This window comes from Aeromicrobium tamlense (genome assembly GCF_013408555.1).
Classification (GTDB): Bacteria; Actinomycetota; Actinomycetes; order Propionibacteriales; family Nocardioidaceae; genus Aeromicrobium; species Aeromicrobium tamlense.
The window spans coordinates 615,259-640,094 of sequence record NZ_JACBZN010000001.1 but is presented as its reverse complement, the minus strand read 5'-3'; the positions used below and the strand labels follow the sequence as shown (position 1 = coordinate 640,094).

Annotated in this window: 29 protein-coding genes and 1 tRNA gene; 6 read left to right on the top strand and 24 right to left on the bottom strand. The window is 72.6% G+C overall.

Translation table 11 applies throughout. From position 1 onward, the window contains the following. Positions 1 to 19 precede the first annotated feature (19 nt). The 8 genes from BJ975_RS03300 to BJ975_RS03265 form a co-directional block, all read right to left on the bottom strand. Positions 20 to 1,633: a carbohydrate-binding domain-containing protein gene (locus BJ975_RS03300; protein WP_179423609.1), complete on the bottom strand. Its 1,614-nt coding sequence runs from the start codon at positions 1,631 to 1,633 to the stop codon at positions 20 to 22. Further along, positions 1,630 to 2,364: a polyphosphate polymerase domain-containing protein gene (locus BJ975_RS03295; RefSeq protein ID WP_179423608.1), complete on the bottom strand. Its 735-nt coding sequence runs from the start codon at positions 2,362 to 2,364 to the stop codon at positions 1,630 to 1,632. The genes BJ975_RS03300 and BJ975_RS03295 overlap by 4 nt, the downstream gene beginning before the upstream one ends. After that, a complete protein-coding gene (locus BJ975_RS03290) occupies positions 2,361 to 2,903 on the bottom strand; it encodes a DUF4956 domain-containing protein (protein WP_179423606.1) in 543 nt (180 codons plus the stop codon). Before BJ975_RS03290 ends, BJ975_RS03295 begins: the two co-directional genes overlap by 4 nt. 75 nt (positions 2,904 to 2,978) lie before the next feature. Then, positions 2,979 to 3,920, bottom strand: coding sequence for a quinone oxidoreductase family protein (locus BJ975_RS03285; protein WP_179423604.1), 942 nt, complete (start codon positions 3,918 to 3,920; stop codon positions 2,979 to 2,981). A 41-nt stretch (positions 3,921 to 3,961) separates the two neighbouring features. After that, positions 3,962 to 4,138 (bottom strand): 50S ribosomal protein L32, encoded by a 177-nt coding sequence (gene rpmF, locus BJ975_RS03280; RefSeq protein WP_179423602.1) that lies wholly within the window; start codon positions 4,136 to 4,138, stop codon positions 3,962 to 3,964. Positions 4,139 to 4,169: 31 nt separating this feature from the next. Next, positions 4,170 to 5,258 (bottom strand): GTP-binding protein, encoded by a 1,089-nt coding sequence (locus tag BJ975_RS03275; protein ID WP_179423600.1) that lies wholly within the window; start codon positions 5,256 to 5,258, stop codon positions 4,170 to 4,172. Continuing rightward, the gene (ykgO, locus tag BJ975_RS03270; protein ID WP_179423598.1) at positions 5,255 to 5,377 is read right to left on the bottom strand and encodes a type B 50S ribosomal protein L36; all 123 of its coding nucleotides are present in this window, start codon (positions 5,375 to 5,377) and stop codon (positions 5,255 to 5,257) included. The genes BJ975_RS03275 and ykgO overlap by 4 nt, the downstream gene beginning before the upstream one ends. Beyond that, positions 5,374 to 5,634 (bottom strand): type B 50S ribosomal protein L31, encoded by a 261-nt coding sequence (locus tag BJ975_RS03265; RefSeq protein WP_179423596.1) that lies wholly within the window; start codon positions 5,632 to 5,634, stop codon positions 5,374 to 5,376. The genes ykgO and BJ975_RS03265 overlap by 4 nt, the downstream gene beginning before the upstream one ends. Before the next feature lie 58 nt (positions 5,635 to 5,692). On the opposite strand from BJ975_RS03265, the gene rpmB reads away from it, so the two are divergent. The 3 genes from rpmB to rpsN are packed head-to-tail and all read left to right on the top strand — an operon-like array spanning position 5,693 to position 6,401. Then, positions 5,693 to 5,929, top strand: a complete 237-nt coding sequence (rpmB, locus tag BJ975_RS03260; RefSeq protein WP_179423594.1) for a 50S ribosomal protein L28 — start codon at positions 5,693 to 5,695, stop codon at positions 5,927 to 5,929. Beyond that, positions 5,929 to 6,099, top strand: a complete 171-nt coding sequence (rpmG, locus tag BJ975_RS03255) for a 50S ribosomal protein L33 (protein WP_179423592.1) — start codon at positions 5,929 to 5,931, stop codon at positions 6,097 to 6,099. Before rpmB ends, rpmG begins: the two co-directional genes overlap by 1 nt. Beyond that, entirely contained in the window at positions 6,099 to 6,401 is a 303-nt protein-coding gene (gene rpsN, locus BJ975_RS03250) for a 30S ribosomal protein S14 (RefSeq protein ID WP_179423590.1), read from the top strand. The genes rpmG and rpsN overlap by 1 nt, the downstream gene beginning before the upstream one ends. Before the next feature lie 65 nt (positions 6,402 to 6,466). On the opposite strand, the gene BJ975_RS03245 is transcribed toward rpsN, so the two are convergent. The 6 genes from BJ975_RS03245 to BJ975_RS03220 form a co-directional block, all read right to left on the bottom strand. Beyond that, a tRNA-Ala gene (locus tag BJ975_RS03245) sits at positions 6,467 to 6,539 on the bottom strand. A gap of 19 nt (positions 6,540 to 6,558) precedes the next feature. Further along, a complete protein-coding gene (locus tag BJ975_RS03240; protein WP_179423588.1) occupies positions 6,559 to 7,266 on the bottom strand; it encodes a histidine phosphatase family protein in 708 nt (235 codons plus the stop codon). Then, positions 7,263 to 7,622, bottom strand: coding sequence for a ribosome silencing factor (gene rsfS / locus BJ975_RS03235; protein ID WP_179423586.1), 360 nt, complete (start codon positions 7,620 to 7,622; stop codon positions 7,263 to 7,265). The genes BJ975_RS03240 and rsfS overlap by 4 nt, the downstream gene beginning before the upstream one ends. Continuing rightward, on the bottom strand, positions 7,619 to 8,245 hold the full coding sequence (nadD, locus tag BJ975_RS03230) for a nicotinate-nucleotide adenylyltransferase (RefSeq protein WP_179423584.1): 627 nt from the start codon (positions 8,243 to 8,245) through the stop codon (positions 7,619 to 7,621). Before nadD ends, rsfS begins: the two co-directional genes overlap by 4 nt. 2 nt (positions 8,246 to 8,247) lie before the next feature. Beyond that, entirely contained in the window at positions 8,248 to 8,397 is a 150-nt protein-coding gene (locus tag BJ975_RS03225) for a hypothetical protein (protein ID WP_179423582.1), read from the bottom strand. Positions 8,398 to 8,410: 13 nt separating this feature from the next. Beyond that, positions 8,411 to 9,655 carry a glutamate-5-semialdehyde dehydrogenase gene (locus tag BJ975_RS03220; RefSeq protein ID WP_179423580.1) on the bottom strand — a complete coding sequence of 415 codons (1,245 nt, stop codon included), beginning with the start codon at positions 9,653 to 9,655 and terminating at the stop codon, positions 8,411 to 8,413. 35 nt (positions 9,656 to 9,690) lie between these two features. Here BJ975_RS03220 and BJ975_RS03215 point away from each other — a divergent pair, with 35 nt between their 5' ends. Then, positions 9,691 to 10,743: an FUSC family protein gene (locus BJ975_RS03215; RefSeq protein WP_179423578.1), complete on the top strand. Its 1,053-nt coding sequence runs from the start codon at positions 9,691 to 9,693 to the stop codon at positions 10,741 to 10,743. On the opposite strand, the gene BJ975_RS03210 is transcribed toward BJ975_RS03215, so the two are convergent. The 9 genes from BJ975_RS03210 to BJ975_RS03170 all read right to left on the bottom strand — a co-directional run bounded on the left by BJ975_RS03210 (position 10,715) and on the right by BJ975_RS03170 (position 22,160). Continuing rightward, on the bottom strand, positions 10,715 to 11,851 hold the full coding sequence (locus tag BJ975_RS03210; RefSeq protein WP_179423576.1) for a serine hydrolase domain-containing protein: 1,137 nt from the start codon (positions 11,849 to 11,851) through the stop codon (positions 10,715 to 10,717). The genes BJ975_RS03215 and BJ975_RS03210 overlap by 29 nt on opposite strands. A 20-nt stretch (positions 11,852 to 11,871) precedes the next feature. Further along, the gene (locus tag BJ975_RS03205; protein WP_179423574.1) at positions 11,872 to 12,411 is read right to left on the bottom strand and encodes a QsdR family transcriptional regulator; all 540 of its coding nucleotides are present in this window, start codon (positions 12,409 to 12,411) and stop codon (positions 11,872 to 11,874) included. A 57-nt stretch (positions 12,412 to 12,468) separates the two neighbouring features. Next, on the bottom strand, positions 12,469 to 15,459 hold the full coding sequence (locus BJ975_RS03200) for a hypothetical protein (RefSeq protein WP_179423572.1): 2,991 nt from the start codon (positions 15,457 to 15,459) through the stop codon (positions 12,469 to 12,471). Positions 15,460 to 15,521: 62 nt separating this feature from the next. Beyond that, positions 15,522 to 16,607, bottom strand: coding sequence for a glutamate 5-kinase (proB, locus tag BJ975_RS03195; RefSeq protein ID WP_179423570.1), 1,086 nt, complete (start codon positions 16,605 to 16,607; stop codon positions 15,522 to 15,524). Continuing rightward, positions 16,604 to 18,187 carry a GTPase ObgE gene (gene obgE, locus BJ975_RS03190; RefSeq protein ID WP_179423568.1) on the bottom strand — a complete coding sequence of 528 codons (1,584 nt, stop codon included), beginning with the start codon at positions 18,185 to 18,187 and terminating at the stop codon, positions 16,604 to 16,606. Before obgE ends, proB begins: the two co-directional genes overlap by 4 nt. Positions 18,188 to 18,290: 103 nt before the next feature. Further along, positions 18,291 to 18,545 (bottom strand): 50S ribosomal protein L27, encoded by a 255-nt coding sequence (rpmA, locus tag BJ975_RS03185; RefSeq protein ID WP_179423566.1) that lies wholly within the window; start codon positions 18,543 to 18,545, stop codon positions 18,291 to 18,293. A gap of 12 nt (positions 18,546 to 18,557) precedes the next feature. Next, complete coding sequence (gene rplU / locus BJ975_RS03180; RefSeq protein WP_179427982.1) at positions 18,558 to 18,863, bottom strand: 50S ribosomal protein L21; 306 nt, start codon at positions 18,861 to 18,863, stop codon at positions 18,558 to 18,560. A gap of 84 nt (positions 18,864 to 18,947) precedes the next feature. Beyond that, the gene (locus BJ975_RS03175) at positions 18,948 to 21,245 is read right to left on the bottom strand and encodes an Rne/Rng family ribonuclease (protein WP_179423564.1); all 2,298 of its coding nucleotides are present in this window, start codon (positions 21,243 to 21,245) and stop codon (positions 18,948 to 18,950) included. 138 nt (positions 21,246 to 21,383) lie between these two features. Next, complete coding sequence (locus BJ975_RS03170; RefSeq protein ID WP_317628214.1) at positions 21,384 to 22,160, bottom strand: TIGR03936 family radical SAM-associated protein; 777 nt, start codon at positions 22,158 to 22,160, stop codon at positions 21,384 to 21,386. 66 nt (positions 22,161 to 22,226) lie between these two features. Here BJ975_RS03170 and BJ975_RS03165 point away from each other — a divergent pair, with 66 nt between their 5' ends. Next, entirely contained in the window at positions 22,227 to 23,039 is an 813-nt protein-coding gene (locus tag BJ975_RS03165) for a CAP domain-containing protein (protein ID WP_179423562.1), read from the top strand. 55 nt (positions 23,040 to 23,094) lie between these two features. Further along, positions 23,095 to 24,309: an MFS transporter gene (locus BJ975_RS03160; RefSeq protein ID WP_179423560.1), complete on the top strand. Its 1,215-nt coding sequence runs from the start codon at positions 23,095 to 23,097 to the stop codon at positions 24,307 to 24,309. Between the two features lie 131 nt (positions 24,310 to 24,440). On the opposite strand, the gene BJ975_RS03155 is transcribed toward BJ975_RS03160, so the two are convergent. Then, complete coding sequence (locus tag BJ975_RS03155) at positions 24,441 to 24,836, bottom strand: hypothetical protein (protein WP_179423558.1); 396 nt, start codon at positions 24,834 to 24,836, stop codon at positions 24,441 to 24,443.

The following is a 24,836-nucleotide window of genomic DNA, read 5'->3' as shown; positions in this document are numbered from 1 at the left end:
GGCTGAACGCCGCGTGAACTCATTCCTGCCGGTCGGGTGGCGCCATGTCGCCGCCGGGACCACCGCCGGCCGGGCCACCGCCCCCGGGGCCGCCGCCCATGCCGCCGCCGGTGGACTCGCCCGCCGTGACCGACGCGACCTGCTGGCCGTCGACCAGCACGGTGTACGTCCGCCCCGCCTCGATGTCGTCGTTCGCGACCACGAGGTTCGCGGCCGCCTTGGCGAGGGTGTGCGTCGCGACCTCCCGGCCGTCCTCGTCCTGCACGGTCACCTCGGCCCCGGCGGCCGCGGTGCCCAGGCTGGCCTGGAGCCAGCCCTGCTCCGACCCGTCGGCAGGAGCCTCGGCCATGCCGCCGCTGCCGACCGCGACGAGCGATCCGCCGTCCACCGCCGTTCCGCCGGCGGCGTCGAGCGCGCCGTTCCCGTCGCGGGTCGGTCCGTCGACGACGACCGTGCCGCCCGTGATCGTGCTGGTGCCGTTCGAGTCCAGTCCGTCGCCCTCGGCATCCACCGTGACCGTGCCGCCCGCGATGACCAGCTCGACGCCGTCCTCGGCCGCCATCGACTCGCCCGAGCCGCTGGACGCGTTGATGCCGTCGTCCGTCGCCGTGAGGTCGACCGTCCCGTCCGTGATGCTCACGACCGTGCCCTGGATCGCCTCCTCGGAGTCGTCGACCGTGACCTCGCCGCCGGAGATCGCGACGACCGCTCCGGCGTTGATCCCCTTCGGCGACGGGTCCTGCTCGTCCGCCGGGGCGGTCGCGGTGACGTCGAGCGAGCCCGAGACCACCAGCGCATCGGTCGTGGCCGAGATCCCGTCGTCGCCCACGTCGGCGGTCACGGTGGCGCCGTCGAGCAGGACGTAGCCCGTGCCGTCCTCGGTGTCGTCGTCCGACTTGAGGCCGTCGCCGCCGGCGCGGATCTCGATCGTGCCGCCGTCGAGGGCGAGGTAGTCCTTGCCGCGGATGCCGTCGTCGCCGGCCTCCACCGTGATCTCGCCGCCCAGCACCACGAGCCCGTCCTTCGACGTGATGCCGTCGGCCTCCTGCGAGGTCACCGACAGGGCGCCCGAGCCCGCGATCGTCAGGTCGTCCGATGACCACAGGGTCGCGTTCGCCGCGTCCTCCTCCTCGTCGTCCGCCGCCGAGCCCGCGCCGTCGGACAGGGCGTTCTGCGATCCGTCGGCCAGCACGACGGTCACCGCGTCGGCCTGCGTCACGACGAGGGGCGAGTCCGACTCCGACGTGATGTCGACGCCGTCGAGCACGAGCGTCACCTCGCCGTCCCCCTCGCTCGACACGATGACGCGGCCGTCGTCGAGCGATCCGGAGAGCACGTACGTCCCGGCCGCGGAGATCGTCACCGTGTCGCCGGCGACCGTCGCCGCGCTCTCGACCGAGCTGGTGGACGCGCCGTCGGCGAGCGTGATGGTCGTGGCGCTCGCGGTGTCGACGGTGTCGTCGCCGTCCGCGTGCGGCTCCGCGTTGTCGGCGAGGGCCTCCTGAGCCGTCACGGCTCCCGTGGTCGAGGTCGATCCCGCGGCGCCCTCCTCGCCACCGCACGCAGACAGCAGCAGCAGTCCGGCGGCGGCTGTGGACAGGGCGATGCGGTGCTTCCAGGTCGAGGTCTTCATCGGATCTCCTTGAGGACGCGCGCCCACTTCAGGCGCGGCAGGTCGGGGTCGAGCGCGGCCAGGCCGACCGCGAACTTCGAGAGGGTGGTGGGTCGATGGCCCCGGCGCCACAGCAGCCGGTCGAACGCCGACGGGGTGGAGGGGCTCTTGGTCTCGACGATCGCGAGCCCCGGGCGCGCGAGGTGGGCGCCGCGGCCGCCGCGGAGGTCCGTCCAGCCGAGGTCGAGGTCGATCGTCACGCGGCTGCCCTCGGGCAGCAGCAGGGTGCGGCGTCGGTACGAGGTCACCACGACCGGCCGCAGGTCGGCGGCCGTCACGCCCGTGATCCGGCCGACCACCAGGGCCGCGTCGACGAACGCCGCGTCGAGTCCGGGGTGCTCGATCCGCTCCTTCACGGTGGTGCCGCGCGGTCCCGGGACCTTCACCTCGAGCCACGTCGTCCCGGCGTCCTCGTAGGACCGGGAGCGCACCTTGAACCGGCGACGGCGTCCCCGGCCCGCCAGGTGGAACGCCGCGAGGTCGGCGGTGTCGAAGTAGGTGGAGCGGTACCCGAAGGCGCGCCGCCCGTCGATCTCCAGCTCGCGCGTCCCCGGCGGGACGGCGTGGAGCAGCGAGGCCACCTCGTCCGCCGGGACCGTGTACTTGCGGTCGACCCGCGTCAGCAGCGCGGCGTCCTCGACGAGCTCGTCCAGCCCGATCGGCGCGAGCCGCTCGGGGGCCACGAGCGTCATCGGGCGCCACCGTGGACGACGAGCGTGGTCGTGTCGTTGACCAGGTCGGTGCGCCGGACCTCGATCCTCGCCGGCTCGGCGCCCAGCAGCGCCTCGAGGTGCGCGGCCAGCTCGCCGCGATCGGTGATGGCGCGGTCGATCACGAGCTCCTGCCGGCTGCCACCGGTCGTGAAGCGCTGGTGGTCGCCGACCCACAGCACGGCGAGCAGCGCCACCATGAGGGCCGGCGCGAGCCACGAGTCGGCCGGCGCGAGGCCGCCCAGCAGCCCCAGGGCGAGGGCCACGAAGTAGTACGCGACCTCACGCTGCGAGAGCTCCTCCGACCGCAGCCGGATGATCGACAGCACGCCGAAGATGCCCAGGCCGAGGCCGGCGCTGACGCCACTCGAGGACAGCACCGCCGCCACGGCGAGGACGCCGACGTTGACCGCGAGGTACGCCACGACGAGCTCGCGGCGGCCGCCGCGTGGGAGGAACAGGACGAAGACCATCACCGCGACGGCGACGAGGTCGGCTGCGTAGCCCAGGTAGGAGTTCATGGTGAACAGCAGACCAACGGCACGTCAGCCGTCCATGTGGGCTCGTTGTGCGCCTGCTGTGGGCGCGGGCGTGCGTCAGGGCACGAGGACGATCTTGCCCCGCACGCCGCCCTGCTCGCTGAGGCGATGCGCCTCGACCGCCTGGTCGAGCGGCAGCACCGTCCCGATCTCGACCTCGAAGGAGCCGGCGGCGATGAGCGGCAGCACGACGCCGAGCGCCTCGTTCCGCCAGCCCTGCTGCTCGGGCGTCAGCGGCTCGGGCGAGCCGCCGGACCACGCCTGCAGGCCCAGCTCGTGGTACTGCGCGCCCTGGACGATCGTGCCGATGCGGGTGCGGTCGACCAGCGCGAGGCTGGCCTCGAGGGCCTCCTCGGTGCCGGCGCAGTCGAGCGAGACGGTGTAGCCCTCCGGAGCCGCCTCACGCAGCCGGTCCAGCAGGCCCTCGCCGTACGTCACCGGGACCGCGCCGAGCTCCCGCAGCCGGTCGTGGTTGGCCTCGCCGGCCGTGGCCACGACCTGCGCGCCGCGCGAGCGTGCCAGCTGGATCGCCGCCTGGCCGACGCTGCCGGAGCCGCCGTGCAGGAGCAGGCGGTCGCCCGTCTCCACGCCCAGCGAGTTCAGCACCTGGTAGGCCGTGGAGACCGGCACGCCGAGCGCCGCCGCGACCTCGAAGTCGACGCCCGCGGGGAGCGCCGTGAGGTTCGCCGGGTCGGCCAGCACGTGCGTGGCGTAGGTGCCCTGGGTGTTCTGCAGGACGACCTCGTCGCCCGGACCGCAGCCGTCGACGCCCTCGCCGACCGCCACGATCACGCCGGCGCCGTCGAAGCCCGCGCCGCGCGGCTCCTCGAACGGCGGCGACGGCCGGATGCCGGCCCGCAGCTTCGTGTCGATCGGGTTCACACCGGCCGCACGGATCGCCACGAGTACCTGGCCCTCGCCGGGCAGGGGCTCAGGTCCCTCCGTGACCTCGAGGACCTCGGGTCCGCCGGTCTGGGTGTACGTCACGTAGCGCGCCATGCGACCAGTCTGGCGCAGACCCCCAGCGGGCGGCGACCGTCTCAGCCACGTCCGTCGAGGTCGAGCAGGCCCCGGCGGGCCGCCCTCACCAGCCGGCGCGGCACGCGGTGGACGTGGCCGTCGATCTCCACGGGGACGAGGTCGGCTGCCGTGGCTTTCCACGACGAGCGGCGGTGACGGGTGTTGCTGCGGGACAGCTTGCGCTTGGGAACGGCCATGACGGCTCCTTCGGAGAGGGATGTGGTCGGGTCAGGCGGCGCGGCGGATGGGACCGAGCCAGGCCTCGAAGCCGTCCTCGGTCACCTCCCAGTACGGGCCGCGCTCGTGCATCTCGGCATCGGTGAGCACGCAGGACGCGAAGGCGCGCTCGAGCTCATCGCGACCGTCGTCCACGCCGACGACCGTGATCCGCGTGAGCGGACGGGTACGCCCCCACGTCTCGGTCGAGCCGACGCTGAGCTGGCCGCCGGCACCGTCCCACACGCAGACCTGCCCCGGGCGCGACGGCAGCCAGAAGCAGCCACGCGAGCGCCGGGGACCGCCCCCGAGGACGGCGATCGCGTCGCGGAGCCGCTCGGGGTGGAACGGCCGATCGGACGTGAAGTCCAGCACCCAGGCGGACGCGAGCCCGCGGTCCGGCAGCGCGTCGCGACGCACCTCCGCGACCCACGACTCGTTCGCGCGGTGGTCGTGGACGCCCGTCACGAGGGGCCGCGCGTCGACCTGGCTGAACGACTCCACGACGGGGACGCCGGGCCGCGCCAGCGCCTCGAGCACCTCGCGCTCCTCGGCATCGAGCGCGTCCCCGACCGCCACGACGTCGGCGTACTCGACCATCGCGCAGGTGACCTCGGCCACGCCGCGGTTGTCGTCGGCGCGCACCGGGAGGTCGCGCTCGTTGACCAGGTCGTCGCCCAGGAGGTCGTCGAGCAGGGTGTCGCTCGACAGGGCGACCAACGACGCGGCGATCCGCGCGTGCGGCACCTGGTGGGGCGCCCAGCCGATCACGCGGCAGACCTGCACCGCCTCGGCCGTGACGGGCAGCTGGGCGATGATCGTCTCCCAGCGCCCGTCCGCGCCGAGCCGCTCCAGCGTGGGGACGACGTCCTCGCGGATCGCGCAGCTCACGCACGCGTGCTCGACGTCGATCTCGGTCCGCTCCACGACGCCCGTGGCGTCGCTGACGATGCGCCACAGCACCTCGCGCTCGGCGTCGATGACGTGGCGCACCGCGACCGCGCGCGGGAGGTCCCACTGCAGGGCGATCGCCGCGGCCGCCATGGGCTCGTCCTCGACGCCGCTGATGAGCACCACGGGCACCGCCTGCGACGGCGTCATCCCTGCCGCGCCTTCAGCCGCGGGTTCCGCTTGTTGATCACGTACGTCCGGCCGCGGCGTCGCACGACCTGCGACCCGGGCTGGTCCTTCAGCGACCTCAGTGAGTTGCGGACCTTCATCGACTCGCTCCTTCCGTGGGGGTTCCGTAGCGGCGTCGGAAGCGCTCGACGCGGCCCTCGGTGTCGACGACCCGGCCGCGGCCCGTCCAGAACGGGTGGCTGGCGCTGGAGATCTCCACGTCGACGACCGGGTGGGTCACGCCGTCGACCTCCAGGCGCTCGTCGCTCGTGAGGGTCGAGCGGGTCAGGTAGGTCGTTCCGGACGACTTGTCCCGGAAGACCACGGTCTCGTATCGGGGATGGATGTCCTTCTTCACGGTCTCCTGCTAACGTCGTAGTTGACAATGATTATCATTCTACATGATGGAGGTGCGCATGTCGCGTGTCTGCCAGGTCACCGGCGCCCAGCCGGGATTCGGTCACCGGGTCTCCCACTCCCACCGCCGCACGAAGCGACGGTTCGACGTCAACGTCCAGACGAGGCACTACTGGGTGCCGAGCCTGAACCGTCGCGTCACGCTCACCCTCAGCGCCCGCGGCATCAAGACGGTCGACCGCCGGGGCATCGATGCGGTCGTCGCCGACCTGCTCGCCCGAGGGGTGAGGATCTGATGGCGCGGCGCGGTCACGACGTCCGGCCCATCGTGAAGCTCCGGTCCACCGCCGGGACCGGGTTCACCTACGTCACGCGCAAGAACCGGCGCAACGACCCCGACCGGCTGCTGCTGCGCAAGTTCGATCCCGTCGTCCGTCGGCACGTCGACTTCCGGGAGGAGCGCTGATGGCGAAGCGGTCGAAGATCGTCGCGAACGAGCGCCGGAAGGAGGTCGCGGCCCGTCACGCCGTCCGCCGGGCCGAGCTCAAGCAGGCCGTCCGGACGGCGACCACCCCGGACGAGGTCCGCGCGGCGGTGCGCGCGCTGGCCCGGCTCCCCCGGGACGCCAGCCCCGTGCGAGTCCGCAAGCGGGACCAGGTCGACGGACGGCCGCGCGGGCACGTGGGCAAGGCGGGACTGTCGAGGATCCGGTTCCGCGCGGCGGCCCACCGTGGCGAGCTGCCGGGGATCACGAAGTCCAGCTGGTAGGCGTCGCCGGCACCGGAAAAAGCAGCAGGTCCGGATCCTCTGGGAGGATCCGGACCTGCTTCGGGTGGAGCATAGGAGATTCGAACTCCTGACCTCTTCCATGCCATGGAAGCGCGCTACCAACTGCGCCAATGCCCCTCTAACAACCTCCGTAAGATTACACGGCCGGTGCCGAGTTGCCCAAACCGGGGTCGGGTTCGTCGGCCTCGTCGTCCGACATGACCGGCTCGGGCAGGGATCCGGAGTTCCACTCCGAGAGGCGCCACTGCGACCACTCCTCGTAGCGGGCCTCCTGCAGCACCGACCAGTGGCAGTTCGACAGGCCGCCGAACTGGCGCCACGACTCCTCGGCGATGCCCAGGAACGACAGGATGCCCGTGCGCAGGACGGCACCGTGGGCGACGACCACGAGGGTCTCCCCCAGCGGCAGCGCGTCGAGGTGGTCGCGCAGCGCCGCCTCCAGGCGGGCACCGGCCTGGGCGTGCGTCTCGGCGCCCTCGATGCGGGTCTCGTCGCCGTCGGCCCACGCCTGCATCTCGGCCGGGAACCGCTCCCACGACTCGCGCCACGTCAGTCCCTCGCGCGCGCCGAACGCGAGCTCGCGCAGCCGCGGGTCGAGCTCGACCTCGAGTCCCGTGCGGTCGGCGAGCGCCTGGGCCGTGTCGGCGGCACGTGACAGGTCGGAGCTGACGATCCGCACGGGACGCAGCGACGCCAGACGGGCCGCGGCGTCGACGGCCTGCTGGCGGCCGACCTCGTCGAGCGGGATGTCGGTCTGGCCCTGCACGCGGCCGGCCACGTTCCACTCGGTGCGCCCGTGCCGCCACAGGATGACGCGGCGGCCGGGGTTGAAGCCGGGCTTCACGACAGCTTCAGGTCGATGGTCGGGCAGTCGCTCCAGAGCCGCTCAAGGGCGTAGAACGCGCGCTCCTCGGAGTGCTGGACGTGCACGACGATGTCGCCGTAGTCCATGAGGATCCAGCGCGACTCGCGCTGGCCCTCGCGGCGGATCGTCTTCGCGCCGATCTCGAGCAGCCTCTCCTCGATGGAGTCCTTGACGGCGTTCATCTGCGGCTGGTTCGACGCCGAGCACAGCAGGAAGACGTCGGTGATGGCCAGCTGCTCGGAGACGTCGAAGGCGATGATGTCGGCCGCCTGCTTGTCGGCGGCGGCAGCAGCAGCGGCACGAGTCAGTTCGATCGCGCGATCGGTGGCGGTCATGAGGGGTCCTTGGGTGGGTCGTGGGGTTGGTAGAGGCCGTGCTTGCCGATGTACTGGACGACGCCGTCGGGCACGAGGTACCAGACCGGCTCGCCGCTGTGCACGCGTGCGCGGCAGTCGGTGGAGCTGATCGCCAGGGCCGGGATCTCGACCAGCGTCACCCGCTCCTTCGGCAGGCCCTCCAGGGTGGACTCGTCCATCTCGTGGCCGGGTCGCGTACAGCCGACGAAGTGCGCCAGCTCGAACAGCTCGCCGTGGTCGCGCCACGTGAGGATCGCGGCCATCGCATCGGCGCCGGTGATGAAGTAGAGCTCGTCGTCCGGGTACGTCGCGGCCAGCTCGCGCAGCGTGTCGATCGTGTAGGTCAGGCCGGCGCGGTCGATGTCCACGCGGCTCACCCGGAAGCGCGGGTTGGCCGCCGTGGCGATGACCGTCATCAGGTAGCGGTCCTCCGGCGGCGAGACCTCACGGTCGGACTTCTGCCAGGGCTGGCCCGTGGGGACGAACAGGACCTCGTCGAGGTCGAACCACGACTGCACCTCGCTGGCGGCAACGAGGTGTCCGTGGTGGATGGGATCGAACGTGCCGCCCATCACGCCGATGCGGCGGCGACGGTCGGTCATGCTCAGGTGTGCTCGCGACCCAATCCGAACAGGAACGTGATGAGCAGCAGCAGCATCAGGACTCCGAGGGCGATGCCGCCGACCACCCAGTGGTTGATCGCGGCCTCGCCGTGTTCGGCCACTTCCTCGGCGGCCAGCATCAGATCGAGCATGGGCGACAATCTATCAGCGCGTCTGACCGGTGCCGGTCACCACGTAGGTGGTCGTGGTCATCTCGGTCAGGCCCATGGGCCCGCGGGCGTGCAGCTTCTGCGTGGAGATGCCGATCTCGGCGCCGAACCCGAACTCCCCGCCGTCGGTGAACCGGGTGGAGGCGTTGACCATCACGGCGGCCGAGTCGACGCCCATCGTGAAGCGGCGGGCGGCGTCGAGCGAGCGCGTGACGATCGCCTCGGTGTGCCCCGAGGTGTAGCGCCGGACGTGGTCGACCGCCTCGTCGAGCGAGTCCACCACGCGGGCCGCGATCTGCGCGTCGAGGTACTCGGTGGCGTAGTCGTCCTCGGTGGCCTCGTCGACCCCGTCGAACGCACCGAAGGCCTCGTCGCCGTGGATCGCGACGCCGCGGTGCTGCAGCTCCTTCACGACGCGGGGCAGGAACTCGTCGGCGACCGCGCGGTGCACGAGCAGCGACTCGGCGGCGTTGCAGACGCTGTTGCGCTGAGTCTTGGAGTTCAGGACGATGTCGAGCGCCATGTCGAGGTCGGCGTCCGCGTCGACATAGACGTGCACGTTGCCCGTGCCGGTCTCGATGACGGGCACGGTGGACTGCTCGACGACCGTGCGGATCAGGCCGGCGCCGCCGCGCGGGATGACGAGGTCGACCAGGCCCCGCGCGGTCATGAGGTCGGTGGAGGTGCTGCGGTCCTCGGCGCTGATGGCCTGGATCGTGTCGGCGGGCAGCCCGGCCGAGGCGACGGCCTCGCGCATGATCTCGACGATGACGGCGTTCGAGCGTCGGGCCGAGCGCGAGCCGCGCAGCAGCGACGCGCTGCCGGCCTTGAGACAGATGGCCGCGGCATCGGCGGTGACGTTCGGGCGGCCCTCGTAGATCATGCCGATCACGCCCATCGGCACGCGGATCTGCTGCAGCTGCAGGCCGTTCGGCAGCGTCGAGCCGCGCACGACCTCGCCGACAGGGTCGGGCAGCGCGGCGATGTCGCGCACGCCCTGCGCGAACGCGGCCACGCGGCCGGCATCGAGCGCGAGGCGGTCGATGACGTTCTCGGGCGTGCCCTCCGCCCGCGCCTCGGCCACGTCCTCGGCGTTCGCCGCGACGATGCGATCGGTGCCGGCGACGAGCGCCTCGGCCATCGCGGTCAGCGCCGCGTCCTTGTCCTTGCGCGTCGCGAGCGCCAGCACGCGCGCGGCGTCACGCGCGCGCAGAGCAGCCTCACGGACCTCGGTACCCATGCGGCGAGTCTAGTGGCGCGAACTAGGCTCGGGAGGTGCCCTCGTCCGACTCGCCGCTGCGCCGGTCCTGGCGGTCGCTGACCGAGTTCGCACCACACGGCCACGCCCACTGGATCGCGCTGCGGGCCGGTGTCAGCTTCGGCGTCCCGCTGCTCCTGCTGTGGGCGATCGACCGTCTCGACCTCGCCCTGCCGGCCACCTTCGGCGCCTTCACCGCGCTGTACGGGCGGGCGAACGCGTACCGGTCCCGCGCGGCGATGCAGACCTCCGCCGCGACGGTGCTCGTCGCCGCCGTCGCGCTCGGCACCACCCTCGCGGCCGCCGACACGGGCCCGTGGGTCCTCGTCGTGGCGCTCACGGCGACGGGCGCTGTCGCCACGCTCGCCTCGATCGCGTGGTCGTGGCATCCACCGGGCGCCCTCTTCCCCGTCTTCGCCGTGGGAGCCACGAGCAGCACCGGCGCCGCCGCGAGCGAGGTCCTGCCGCACGTAGCCGTGGCCGCGGCGACCGCGGTGCTGGCCCTCGTGGTGGGCACGCTCGGCGCTCTCACGCCGTCGCGTCGCAGGCCGCGGTCAGCCTGGGACGCTCCCCTGCACCGCGCGCTGCACAGCCCGCGCACCCTGGAGGAGGTCGCCCGGGTCGCCCTCGTCGTCGGAGCGGCAGGAGCCTCCGCCGTCGCGCTCGACCTCGGTCACGCGTACTGGGCCGCGGTCGGCGGCGCGGCCGTGGCCTCCGGGCCCAGCACCGGTCACCAGGTCCTGCGCGGTCTGCACCGCGCCGTCGGCACGACCGTCGGCGTGGTCGTCGCGGGCGGGCTGCTCGCCCTCGAGCCGAACCCACTCGCGACGATCCTCGTGGTCATCGTCCTGCAGGTGATCGCCGAGCTGCTGGTGGGTCGCAACTACGCCGTCGCCCTCGTCGCGATCACGCCGTGCGCCCTGCTGATGGTGAGCCTCGGCTCGGACGCCCCGGCCTCCACGCTCGTGTTCGACCGGGTGGTCGACACGGTGCTCGGAGTCCTCGTGGGACTCGCGATCGTGCTGGGGTGGGACCGCTGGTTCACCGCACGGCGGCGAGGATCTCGGTGATGTACCCCGCCGATCGCTCCGAGCCGATGATTCCGGGCGCCATCTTGTTCATGACGTAGGAGAACGTCAGTCCACGGTCCGGGAGCATCACGGTCATCGAGCCGCCCCAGCCGCCCCAGAAGCAGATCCGCTCGTCCGGGAGGTACGGCAGCGTCTCCAGCTCGGGCAGGGCGAAGCCGATGCCGAACCGCAGCGGCACGCCCAGCACCAGGTCGACGCCGTGCGACTGCTCGCGGAAGATCTGGTCGATCGTGCCCTTCGAGAGCAGCCGGACCCCGTCGACCTCTCCCCCGCGCGACACGACCGAGAAGGCACGGGCCAGCGCGCGGGCGTTCGTGTGCCCGTTGAGCGCGCCCAGCTCGGCCCGACGCCACGGGATCGTGTTCGCGGCGTTCGCGTCGGCCACCGGACCCGTGAACGTCTTGACCATCGGCGAGTCCATCGCGACGGCGCTCAGGTCGATGTCCAGCGGCGGCGGGGGCACGATCTCGGCGATCCGGTCGTCGTCCTGCTCGGTGGCGCCGATCTGCAGGTCGACGCCGAGCGGGCCCGCGATCTCCTCGGCCACGAACTGCGTGAGCGTGCGGCCGCTGACCCGCCGGACGATCTCGCCCAGCAGGTGGCCCTGGTTCTGCGCGTGGTAGCCCGAGGCGGTGCCCGGCTCCCACCACGGCGCCTGCTCCGCCAGCCGCGCCGTCGACGCCTCGCGGTCGAACATGTCCTCCAGCACGAACGGCTGCTCCCAGCCCGAGACGCCCGACGTGTGCGACATGACGTGGCGGACCAGCACGCCCTCCTTGCCGTTCCGGGCGAACTCGGGCCAGTACGTGGCCACCGGCGCGTCGAGGTCGACGAGGCCGCGCTCCACCAGCACGAGGACCGCCAGCGCGGAGATCTCCTTGGTGGTGGACCAGACATTGACGATCGTGTCGCGGTCCCACTCGCGGGTGCGGGCGACGTCGGCATGCCCGCCCCACAGGTCGACGAGGGTCTTGCCGTCGAGGTCGACGGCGATGGCGGCGCCGAGCTCCTCGCCGGACTCGAGGTTCGCGGCGAAGAGGTCGCGCAGGCGGTCGAAGCGGGGGTCGGCGGTTCCGTGGGGGGTCATGTCTCTCTCTTTCCTTCCGGTCACCCGAGCAGGGCGACGAAGACCTGGTACGCCGCGTCGGCGTCGGGGGTGCCGCCCGTGATGAGGTCGGCGTAGATGAACGACTCGGCCACCCGGACGACGACGAACGCGAGCTCGTCGGACGGGAGGTCGACCGGTCCGGGCGGCTCGGTCTGGATGAGCTCGCGCACGAGGGCGAGCATTCGTGCCTGGTTGGGCTGCTCGGATGTGGTGAGGATGCGCAGCGCCCGGGCCGGGTCACGGTGCAGGAACGCGCGGAACCAGGGCTCGTCGATCAGCAGCTGCACATAGGCGCGCAGGATGCTGGCGGCCCGGTGCTCGGTCCCCGGCGGGTGCTCCGCCACGACCCGGGGCCAGGCGATCTGCTCGGTGGTCTCCCACAGCGCGTCGGCGACCAGGCGGTCACGACGGCCCACGCGCCGGAACACGGTGCTGCGGTCGACACCCACTTCTGCGGCGACCTTGCCCACGTCGACCGGCTCGCCCGCGATCAGCGCGTGCCGGGCCGCTCGCACGAGCTGCTGCCGGGTCTGGTCCACGTCCCGCATCCTGCCGTATGACGTGGGTCACATGCAATGTTTTTCAGATTTGGTGCATCAGGTGGGCGGGAGCGCGTCGGCCCGGGCCGGATCCGTCGGGCAGACGTGCACGGGCTCCCCCGTCCACGCCGCGATCGCGGTGCGGTACTCCGGGGAGTGCTGGTAGCCGCCATGCGTCATCACGAGCGAGCCGGGATCGCCCGAGTCCGCGGGCCGCACCTCGAGCGTCGGGACGTCGAACACGGGGTGGTCGCGGTCGGAGTAGACGCGGTAGCCGAGCGGGTCGCCGCGGCGGAACAGGTTGACCCAGTGCGTCGGATCGCCGAGCTGGTGCCGCAGGCCGGTCGGCGCGGGCGACGCCTGCGGCCGTCCGTCGGGCACGTCCGGCCAGGCCTCGCCCAGCCTCGTCGGGCCCGGCGTCGGCACGTAGCCCAGGGCCGACGGACCCGCCGCCGCGGGGAACACGCGACCGTAGATCGCGCGGACCTGGCTGCCGTACGTGAGCAGCCGCAGCCGCGACGCCTGGCCGTTCAGGCGGCACGCCACCGCCACGCAGATCAGCGAGCCCTGACTGTGTCCGGACAGGACGACCGCCCGCTTCGGGTCGTCGCCCAGCGCCCAGCGTGCCCGCGCCGTGACCTCAGGGACGACCCGCTCGGCGTAGCAGGGCGGTGCGAAGGGATGGGCCGCCCGCGGCCAGAACGTGGTGACGTCCCAAAGGATGCCCACGTTGCGGCGCGCCGTCGGCGATCGCCGGACCCGCGCGCCGGCCATCATCAGGCCGATGCTGCCGAGCAGCGCGACGTAGAGCGAGATCGTCGCGAGCGGCCGCAGCCCCGGGTAGACCGACCACGGCGCCCGGCCTCCCGACGAGAGGGCGAGCGTCGCCACGGCCAGGGCCGTCGTCACCATCCCCGAGCCGTCCAGCAGACGCTCGGCGCGGTGGGCCAGGCCCGCCGCGAGGCGCGCGTCGGTCACTCCGTCGCGATCCTGCGACGGCACCCGGAGGCTGTCGCGGCCCACGAGCCGCCGGATCGCGGGACCGGCCTTCGTCCGGTAGCGGACCACCATCACGACGGTCAGCAGGCCGCCCAGCACGAGCATCGAGGACTGCATGAGCGGCGTCCACACGAGCACCTGGGGCACGACGATCGGCGTCTGCGGCGGATCGGAGACCTTGAGCGCCACCTTCCCGTCGGCGGCCTTGACACGCAGGCACGGCACGAGCGCGTCGTCGCGGACGCAGGAGGGCGAGACGTCGAGGGCGCCGGCGGTCCGGAACCCCTTCGACTCCCCCGTGCACGGCTCCTGCGCCGGGTACGCGGGGTCGTCGGCACGACCGAAGCACGACCCGACCAGCCGGACCGTCCGCGTGCCCGGCGGCAGCACGAGGACGGCTCGGTCGACGAGCGTCGAGGCGAAGGAGTAGGAGGCCACGCCGTCGCTCTCCCGGGACAGCGCGTCGGCACGGATGGTGCCGTGGGTGACCCGCACGGCACCGCTCTCCAGGACGATGCGGGCTCCCTGCAGGCGGATGTCGCCGGACAGCGCCAGCCGCCGCTCCCCCTGCGCCGAGACGGGTGACCGCTCGTTGCGCACGGTGATGAGGTCGGCCACGGTCTGGGTGTCGCCGTTGAGGAAGTTCGCCGCGGCCACCGCTCCCGCCGACGTGAACAGCAGCGCCACCATCGTCGCGGCGCCGAGCATCACCGAGGCCCCCGCACCGCCCCAGGCCACGCGACGATTGCGCTCCCTGCGGCTGCGGTTCCGGTGGAACACCAGCAGCACGACCCACGCCGCGACCGTCTCGACCGCCAGCACCCACGCGGGCACGAGCCAGCCGGACGCCACGACGAGCAGCACGCCGAGGACCACGACGCACGTCCAGCGCAGCCGCACGCGCCCGCCGACGAACACGATGACGTGCACGATCGTCAGCAGCACGAACAGCCCGATGAACCACAGGTTGGAGCCGTACCAGGCCAGGTCCTGCTGCGCGAAGGGCAGCTCGACCGTCCACAGCACGGCCAGATGCACCACCACGACGCCGAGCGCCGCCCAGGCCAGGACGTCGAGCGGCAGCCGTCGCATCATCCGTCCCGGACCCGTCCACGGGAAGACGCGGCGGCTGAGCCGTCCCTGGTGCGGCCGGTCGCGGTACTCCAGGTCGTCCTGGTCGACCGCCATCGTCCGCAGCACGACGACCGCCATGATGGCCGCCGCCGCCAGCGTCGTCGGCCACACCCGGGACGGCCCCTCGCGCACCAGCACGTGGATGCCGGTGAACAGCACGACCGTGGTCAGGCCGGCGGCGACGTGCAGGCGCTGCAGCCGGCGGGTGCGCTGCTCGCCCCGCCACATCAGGGGGTGCTCGAGGATGCTGGCCCGAGGCCGGCCACGCTCCTCGTCAGTCATCGTCACGTCCGCCTCGTGCACCGCCGCCTCGTAGCGCGCGAGGCTCTGGAACGACAGCGCGACGAGCGTGAGCAGGGCACCGAGCGGGACCAGCGACATCACCGCGATACGGGCGCCGGCCGACAGTCCGGCCACGCGGTCGAGCGCGTCGGGCAGGACGGGGCAGGCCACGGCGTTCGCGCGGAAGCACTGCCAGGCGACGAGGTCGATCGCGACGAAGCAGACGGTCAGCATCGCGATCACGGTGAGCAGCAGCGCGCTGATCCGGACGGCACGCATCCCCCACCGGGCCTGCCCGCTGTCCTCGCCGGCCTGGGTCCGTGCCCAGAACGCGAGGTTCACCAGCGCGAACGGCAGCAGGACGAGCCACAGGACCCGGGTCACCCAGCCGAGCACGCCGCGCACGCCCGAGGTGAGCTCGCCCCACGAGTAGGCCTCGAGTGCCATCCCGCGCGGCAGCGTGCGCAGCGGTGGGTCGGCGCCGTCGCGGATGCGGTAGAAGCCGGTCCTTCCGTCACCGGCGACCTGGACGACCTCGTCGGCCGGGACGCCCAGCATCAAGTCCGTCGGCGTGCCGCGCACGCCGTGCACGCGCAGCTCCATCACGACCGTGCTGGCGTCCTGACCGGACATGACCGACCTCCTGGGGTGACCGTGTCACCGAAGGAGAGTCACGGGCAAGCCCGCGTGATGCGTCAGGAGACGAGGATGAGGTCGTCGCGGTGGATGACCGCGCGCTCGCGCTCGGGACCGTGCTCGGCGGCGAGCTCGGCCGTGGAGCGGCCCAGCATGCCGGGCAGCTCGTCGCTGTCGTAGTTGACCAGGCCGCGCGCGATGACGGCGCCGTCGGGATCGACCACGTCGACGGGGTCGCCGGCGGAGAAGTCGCCCTCCACGCCCACGATCCCGGCGGCCAGCAGCGAGGCGCCGCGGTCGACGAGCGCCCGGCGCGCGCCCGCGTCGAGCAGCAGCCGACCTCTGGTCTCGCTGGCGTGCGCGAGCCACAGCAGGCGCGTGCCGCGTCGCTTGCCGGTGGGCTCGAACAGCGTGCCGACGGGCTCGCCCTCGACCGCCTCGACCGCGCGGGCGGCCGAGGTGAGGCGGACGGGGATGCCGGCGGCCGTGGCGATCCGCGCGGCGTCGAGCTTCGTGACCATGCCTCCGGTGCCGACGGCCGAGCCGACGCGCGCGACGTCGATGCCGGCGAGGTCGGCCTCGGACCGCACCGTGGCGATCGGCCGGGAGTCGGGCAGGTCGGGGTGGCCCGTGTAGAGGCCGTCGACGTCGGACAGCAGGATCAGCTGGTCGGCGTGGACGAGGTGGGCCACGAGCGCGGCCAGCCGGTCGTTGTCGCCGAAGCGGATCTCGGAGGTGGCGACCGTGTCGTTCTCATTGACGACCGGCACGACGCCCAGCTCGAGCAGCTTCGCGAAGGTCTGGTGCGCGTTGCGGTAGTGGCTGCGGCGCGTGACGTCATCGACGGTGAGCAGCACCTGGCCGACGACCAGGCCCGCGGCCGCGAAGGCCTCGGAGTAGTGCGCGATCAGCGCGCGCTGCCCGACGGCGGCCGCGGCCTGCTGCGTGGGCAGGTCGCGGGGACGGCGCGGCAGGCCCAGGGGGCCGAGGCCGGCGGCGATGGCACCGGACGAGACCAGGACGACCTCGTCACCGCGGGCACGCACCGTGACGACGGCGTCGACGACGGTGCCGATGCGGTCGGGGTCGAGGTGTCCGTCCGGCGTCGTCAGCGACGAGGAGCCGACCTTGACGACGACCCTCACCGCAGGTCCTCGTCGTCGAGCTCGTCGTCGCCGGGGTACTCCTCACCGATCGTCCAGTCCTCGAGGACCGTGCTGGGGTCGAACGGCTCGGGCTCGCGGCCCTCGGCACGCAGCGCGGCCGCCTCGAGCTCCCAGGCGCGACGGGCGGCGAGCAGCTCGCGACGCTCGGCGTTCGTGCGGCGCGTGCTCTGGTCGATGCGCAGGTCCTCGCCGCGACGGCCGAGCACCTCGGCGCCGGCGGTGATCGTGGGATCGAAGTCGAACACGACCTCGTCGCGGCCCACCTCGCCGGCGTGCGCGGCACCGATGACGATGTCGTCGCCGGCCTTGGCACCCAGGCCGAGCAGCTCGTCCTCGACGCCGAGGCGGTTGAGCCGGTCGGCGAGGAAGCCGACGGCCTCGTCGTTGCTGAAGTCGGTCTGGCGGACCCACCGGGCGGGCTTCTCGCCGACGACGTGCCAGCGGCCGTCGATCTGCCTGACCTCGAACTCGCGGCCCACACCGGAGGGCGCCGGCGGGCGCAGCACGATGCGGGTGGCCTCGCGCTTCGGCTCGGCGGCGCGACGCGCGGCGACGATCTCGGCCATCGCGAACGACAGCTCGCGCAGGCCGGCATGGCTGGCCGCGGAGACCTCGAAGACGCGCAGGCCGCGCTCGCGCAGCTCGCCGATCACGAACTCGGCGATCTGGGCGGCGTCGGGGACGTCGGTCTTGTTGAGGGCGACGAGACGGGGACGGTCGCTGAAGTCGACGTCGGCGTACTCGCCGTAGCGCGCGAGCTCGGTCTCGATCACGTCGAGGTCGCTGAGCGGGTCACGGCCGGGCTCGACGGTGGCGCAGTCGATCACGTGCACCAGCGCGGCGCAGCGCTCGACATGGCGCAGGAAGTCGTGACCGAGGCCGCGACCCTCGCTGGCGCCCTCGATGAGGCCGGGCACGTCGGCGACGGTGAAGGTGGTGTCGCCCGCGCGCACGACGCCGAGGTTCGGCACCAGCGTGGTGAACGGGTAGTCGGCGATCTTGGGACGGGCGCGCGAGAGCGAGGCGATGAGACTGGACTTGCCGGCCGAGGGGAAGCCGATGAGGCCGATGTCGGCCACGACCTTCAGCTCGAGCGTGACCGTGCGCTCCTCGCCCGGCTCGCCCTTGAGCGCGAAGCCGGGTGCCTTGCGCTTGCTCGACGCGAGGGCGGCGTTGCCCAGACCGCCGCGACCGCCGGCCGCGATGACCAGGGAGGTGCCGGCGCCGACCAGGTCGGCCAGGATCTCGCCGCTCTCGTCGCGGATCACCGTGCCGTCCGGGACCTTCAGGACGAGGTCGTCGCCGTTGGCGCCGTTGCGGTTCGAGCCCGCGCCGGGCGCGCCGCTGGTGGCCTTGCGGTGGGGCTCGTGGTGGTAGTCGATCAGCGTGGTGACGTCGGACGCGACGACCAGGACGACGTCGCCGCCGTGCCCACCGTTGCCGCCGTCGGGACCGCCGAGGGGCTTGAACTTCTCACGGTGGACCGACGCGACGCCGTGCCCACCGTTGCCGCCCGAGACGTGCAGGGTCACCTGGTCAACGAACGTGGGGATCGCCATGGGTGTCTCCTGGATGCGTCTGGGTGGGGAACGAGCCCCGAGAGGGAAATGAGAAAGGGGCAGTCCGCATCAGCGGACCGCCCCCTTCAGGAGGATCTGCGTGTCACTGCTCCGGAACGATGTTCACGACGCGACGGCCGCGCTTCGTGCCGAACTCGACCGCGCCGGGGGCGAGGGCGAACAGCGTGTCGTCGCCACCGCGACCGACGTTGGAGCCGGGGTGGAAGTGGGTGCCACGCTGACGGACGATGATCTCGCCCGCGTTGACCAGCTGGCCGCCGAAACGCTTGACGCCGAGGCGTTGGGCGTTGGAGTCGCGACCGTTCTTGGTGGAGGCTGCGCCCTTCTTGTGTGCCATGTCGTCAGTCCCTTACTTGCTGATTCCGGTGATCTTGACCTGGGTGTACTTCTGACGGTGACCCTGGCGCTTCTTGTAACCGGTCTTGTTCTTGTACTTCTGGATGATGATCTTGGGGCCCTTGGCGCCGCCGATCACCTCGGCGTCGACCTTGACCTTGGAGGCGTCGGCACCGGCCGTCACCTGGTCACCGTCGACCACCATGACGGCGGCGAGCTGGACGGTGTCGCCCTCGGTCGCCTGGACCTGGTCGATCGAGATGACGTCGCCGACCGCGACCTTGGCCTGGCCGCCGCCATTGCGCACGATTGCGTACACCACGGGATTCCTCACTCTGTACTTACTGAAAAAGACTGGGTCGTGAAAGTCTGAAGGGCGCGCCGAGCGCACCGACTGTCGATTCTACTCGGGCGCCCCATCGTCGGTCAAAACGGGGGCGTCGGAAGCCTGCGCGGGCTGCTCCTGGGCCTGGGCTTCCGCGGGCTTCGGGGCGTCCTGCTGCGGTGCCTCGTCCTGGGGCTGCTCGTCCTTCGGCTGCTCGTCCTTGGACTGGTCGCTCTTGTCCGAGCGCTGCTGGCGTCCGCCACCGTTGTTGCCACCGCCACCGTTGCCGCCGCCGCTGCCGCGGTTCGAGCGGCCGCCACGACGTCCACGCCGCTGGCCCTCGTCCTTCTTCGGCTCGACCGGCGCGTCCTGAATGACGACACCCCGGCCGTTGCACTCCTCGCAGTCGTGGCTGAACGACTCGAGCAGGCCCGTGCCGATGCGCTTGCGGGTCATCTGGACCAGGCCCAGCGAGGTGACCTCGGCGACCTGGTGACGCGTGCGGTCGCGACCGAGGCACTCGACGAGACGGCGCATGACGAGGTCGCGGTTGCTCTCCAGGACCATGTCGATGAAGTCGATGACGATGATGCCGCCGAGGTCGCGCAGCCGGAGCTGGCGCACGATCTCCTCGGCCGCTTCGAGGTTGTTCTTGGTGACGGTCTCCTCGAGGTTGCCGCCCGAGCCGGTGAACCGGCCCGTGTTGACGTCGACGACGACCATGGCCTCGGTGCGGTCGATGACCAGCGAGCCGCCGGACGGCAGGTGGACCTTGCGGTCGAGCGCCTTGTGGATCTGCTCGTCGAGGCGACGGGCGGCGAAGATGTCCTCATCGCCGTCCCAGCGCTTCACCCGCTCCTCGAGGTCGGGCGCGACGTGCGCGACGTAGCCCGCCACCATGTCCCAGGCCTCGTCGCCCTGGATCGTCAGCGACGCGAAGTCCTCGTTGAACAGGTCACGGATGACCTTGATCATCAGGTCGGGCTCGGAGTAGAGCAGCTGGGGCGCCTTGCCGGCGGTCACCTTGCTCTCGATGTCCTCCCAGCGGGCGGTCAGCGCGGCGATGTCGCGCTGCAGCTGATCCTCGGTGGCGCCCTCCGCGGCCGTGCGGACGATGACGCCGGCGCTCTCGGGCAGGGCCTCCTTCAGCAGGCCCTTGAGGCGCGCGCGCTCGTTCTCGGGCAGCTTGCGGCTGATGCCGTTGCTGCCACCGCCGGGCACGTAGACCAGGAAGCGTCCGGGCAGGCTGATCTGGCTGGTCAGGCGGGCGCCCTTCTGGCCGATCGGGTCCTTGGAGACCTGGACGAGCACGGTCTGCCCGGGCTGGAGCGCGTCCTCGATCTTGCGCTGCTTGCCGTTCTGGATGTTCGACCAGTCGACCTCGCCGGCGTAGATGACCGCGTTGCGGCCAGCACCGATGTCGACGAACGCCGCCTCCATGCTGGGCAGCACGTTCTGGACCTTGCCCAGGTAGACGTTGCCGATGAGCGAGGTCTGCGACTCGCGGGCGACGTAGTGCTCGACGAGGACGCCGTCCTCGAGCACCGCGATCTGCGTGTAGTCGTCGCGCTGGCGTACGACCATCTCCCGCTCGACGGCCTCGCGGCGGGCGAGGAACTCGGCCTCGCTGACGATGGGCGCGCGGCGGCGGCCGGCCTCGCGGCCCTCGCGGCGGCGCTGCTTCTTGGCCTCGAGGCGGGTGGAGCCGGTGACGCCCGTGATCTCGTCCTCGGCGGTGCGCCCCTCGCGGACCTTCACGACGGTGTTCTCGGGATCGTCGGGCGAGCCCTCGGCGCCCTCGCCCGCCCGGGCGCGGCGACGGCGACGACGGGTGGAGCCGGAGCCGGACTGCTCGTCGTCACCGGACTCGGAGGAGTCCTTGTCCTTCGACTGGGCGTCGTCGGAGCCGGACTCGGAGTCGTCGTCGGTGGTGTCCTGGTCGCTCTTGCGGCGGCGACGGCCTCCGCGGCGGCGACGGCGGCGGCCGCCCTCGCTGCCGTCGTCGTCCGAGCCGTCCTCGTCGTCGTCGGAGTCCGAGCCGGAGTCGGCGTCGTCGGTCTCGGGGCGCTTGCGCTCGAGCGGCGGGGCCAGCTCGGTGGGCGGGGCCTGGAACATCGCGCCGACCGGCGGGCGCGTGCGGACCACGGGAGCGGGCTCAGCGGCCTCGCCGTCCTGGGCGTCCTCGTCCTCGTCGATCACCGGTTCGGGCTCGGGCTCCTCCTCGACCGGAGGCGCGAAGACCGCGGCGGGCGGCCCGGCGGGACGACCCGCGGCACGACGGCGCGTACGGGTGGTGGTCGTGGTGGTGACGGGGGCCTCGGGGGTGTCCTCGCCGGTGGTCTCGGGCGTGTCGGCCGCGTCGTTCGGATCGAGCATGTGCTCTCCTTCGCCCGGCAGCGGCGCAGCCACCCACCGGGCTGGTCAACGGTCCCGCGGGACCTCAAGTCTGTCTGTAAGGACTCCGCCACGGCCTGTCACGCGGCGACCAGCCCGACCCGCCGCGGTCGACACCTGTCAGGGTGCGTCGCGGCCGGTGGCGAGCGGATCGCCGACCGTACCGTGCTGCTCATCCAGCGGCCCTTGGTCCGAGCGGGTCGCCAGGGGCGCCTTCTCGATCGGCAGGCCGCACAGGGTGCGCAGTCCGGTGATCACGTCGTCCGGTCGTACCGACGGGGTGTCATGGCGTACGACCAGGTCCAGTATCGCACACCCGTGTGTGCCTGCCCGGGGATCGACGGCGAGACGCACGACCGCGGCCCGGCAGTCGAAGGTGCGCAGGCCCCGCTTCATCATGCGCTCGACGAGGACCTCGTCGCGGGCCAGGAAGGCCTCGACGGCGGTCCGTGCGTCCTCGGGCGAGACGTCGGGCAGCTCGATCGACCAGCGGCTGGCCTGGAGCAGGTCGGCCAGCGCGCCCCCGGGAGAGACGACCACGTCGACGACGTCGAGACCGTCGGGCAGGGCCTCGTCGAGGGCCGCGCGGACGTCGGCCGGCTCCATCGGGCGGGTCAGCCCGATCTCGGCGAACTCGGCCTCGCTGGCCGCGCCGGTGGGCGACGCCCCGGCGTAGGAGATCTTGGGGTGGGGCGTGTAGCCCGAGGAGTGGCCGATCGGCAGCGCCGCGCGCCGGATCGCGCGCTCGAAGGCGCGGGCGAAGTCGCGGTGGCTGGTGAACCGCATCCGGCCGCGCTTGGCGTAGCGGATGCGCAGCTTCTGCACGATCGGCAGCTGCGGATTGGGGGCCTCCGGATTGGGGGTGCCCTCGAGGGTCGTGCTGCCGTCGTTGCTCACCGCTCCAGCCTACGGCGCCTCGAATCACGGCTCCGACAGCCGTCGAAAGCGCGTAACATAGGTCACATGCGTCACACCATCGCCGTGCTGCTCACCGCCGGCGCCCTCGTCCTGGGCGCCGCGCCGGCAGACGCCGCGACCCCGACGAGGATCGCGGGCTTCACGAAGGCGGGCCAGGCCGTCAAGCCGGGGACCGCCCTGAAGTACTCGGTCAAGGTCACCGCGAAGGGTCGCGCGTCCAAGGCCCGCGTCGTCACGCTCCAGCGCCGCGTGAACGGCACGTGGGTCAAGGCCGACCGCGCCCGCACGAACCGCTACGGGCGCGTCGTCCTGCGCTACCGCGCCCCGGCGAAGGCCGGTGCCGCGATCGCCCTGCGGGTCCGCGTCTCGGCGAAGGGCTCGCTCAAGGCCGCCAACAGCCCGGCGAAGCGGGTCGCCGCCCGGGCGCCCTGGAAGCCGGACGCCCGGTCGCAGGAGATCCTCCGCCTCGTCAACGAGGCCCGCGCCTCCGAGCGCGAGTGCGGCACGAAGACCTACGAGGCGCAGGCCCCGGTCTCGCTGAACCAGCGGCTGACCGCCGCCGCGCAGGGCCACGCGAAGGACATGGCCGTCCACGACTACTTCAGCCACACCGGCCGTGACGGCTCGACCGTCGCCGACCGCGCCGACCGGCAGGGCTACGCGTGGCGCGCCGTCGGGGAGAACATCGCCGCCGGGTATGACTCCCCCGCCGAGGTCATGCGCGGCTGGCTGGGCAGCCCCGGGCACTGCGCCAACCTCATGAGCGACGCCTTCACCCACCTGGGCGTCGGGTACGCCACGGACTCGTCGTCGACGTACGGCACGTACTGGGTGCAGAACCTCGGCGCGCCCCGCTGACGCCGCCTTCGCTGATCCTGCCCCACCCGTCCCGCCGTCCGCGGCGTGTGCGTAGATGGAGCACGTGCCCGACCAGCCCACCACTCCCGCCCCGAGCGTCGGCGGGCGCTGGCTGGTCGGAGCCGCCATCGTCCTGCTCGCGCTGAACCTGCGCGTGGTGGTCGCCAGCCTCGGCGTCGTCCTGCCCGAGGTGCGCCACGACCTCGCGATGACCCCCACCACGGCCGGGATCCTCACCACGCTGCCCGTCCTGTGCTTCGCCCTCATCGGCTTCAGCGCCGGGGGGCTCGTCCGCCGGTTCGGCCTGCACCACGCCTGCGTCGCGCTGCTGGCCGTGCTCGCGGCCGGTCTGGTCGCGCGGACCCTCCTCGACGAGACGCCCCTGTTCCTCGGCACGACCGCGATCGCCCTCGCCGGCGCGGCCGTCGGCAACGTCATCCTGCCGCCGCTGGCGAAGGTGCACTTCCCCGACCGCATCCCCCTCATCAGCGCCCTCTACGGCGCCGCGATCATGGGCGGTGCCACGATCGCCTCGATCACCACGGTGCCGATCAGCGAGGCGCTCGGCGGCTGGCGCCCCGGCCTCGCCGCGTGGGCGCTGCTGGCCGTGGTGACGATCCTGCCGTGGCTCACGCTGCTGCGGCACGACGTGCACACCGGCCCCGCCACGGCCGACCGGCTGCCGCTGCGCGAGATCACGCGGTCCCCGCTGGCGTGGGCCATGGTCGCGTGCTTCGGCGCCCAGTCGGCCGCCGCGTACGCGCAGTTCGGCTGGTACCCCGAGATCCTCACCGACGGCGGCGTGGGCGAGCACCAGGCCGGCATCCTGCTGGGCGTCATCACCGGCGTCGGCATCCCGCTGACGCTCGCCCTGCCCTGGCTCATGGCCCGCACGGGCGACACCCCCGTGCTCCCGGTGTTCTTCGGCGTCGTGAGCGCCGCGGGCTGGCTCGGGGTGCTGCTGGCGCCGGCGAGCCTGCCGGTGCTGTGGTCGGTGCTGCTCGGCCTCGGCGGCGGCGCCTTCACGTGGGTGCTGGCCATGATCGGCAAGCGCACCCGCACGCCCGCGGCGACGACGGCGCTGTCCCTGCTCACGCAGGGCCTGGGCTACCTGCTGGCCGGGCTCGGCCCGTTCGGCGTCGGTGCGCTCCACGACGCCACGGGCTCGTGGACCGCGCCGCTCGTGGCGCTCATCGTGTCGGCCGGGGCGATCACGGCCGCCGGCATCGTCATCAGCCGTCCCCGGATGCTCGAGGACACGCTGCGCTAGGCGGGACCGACCCCCGAACCCACCCCGAACCAGCTCTTGTGACGCCTTTCGCCCGTCCGAGGCGGATCCGGCCGAATCCCGCCACAAGAGTCGGGGCCGGGGCGGTCGGAGAGCCAGGGCGAAACGTCGGGCTAGTTCGAGTCGAACCGGCGGTCGAGCACGTCGATCGCGTACGACAGCACCGCGCCGGCGGTGCCGAGCACGAGGCGGGGGTGCTTCACGCCGCGGCGGACGAGGCCCTGCTCGAAGGCGCGGTCGACGGCGAATCCCACCGCCGTCGCTCCCCCGGCCAGCACCGCGACGCCCGTGCCGACGGCTGCTGACTGCGGAGCGGCGACCGGCTCGCGGTCGGCGTCGATGAGATCGGGTCGGGTGAGCGCGACGTAGGCGGCGCCACCGGCGACCAGGCCCGTGCCCGCGACCAGCGCGAAGCGGACGGGACGCGGGGCGCGCCAGATGGGCACGATCGACGCCAGGCCCGTGAGGGCGGCGAACACCAGCGACTGGCGCGGAGACTGGTCGGCCAT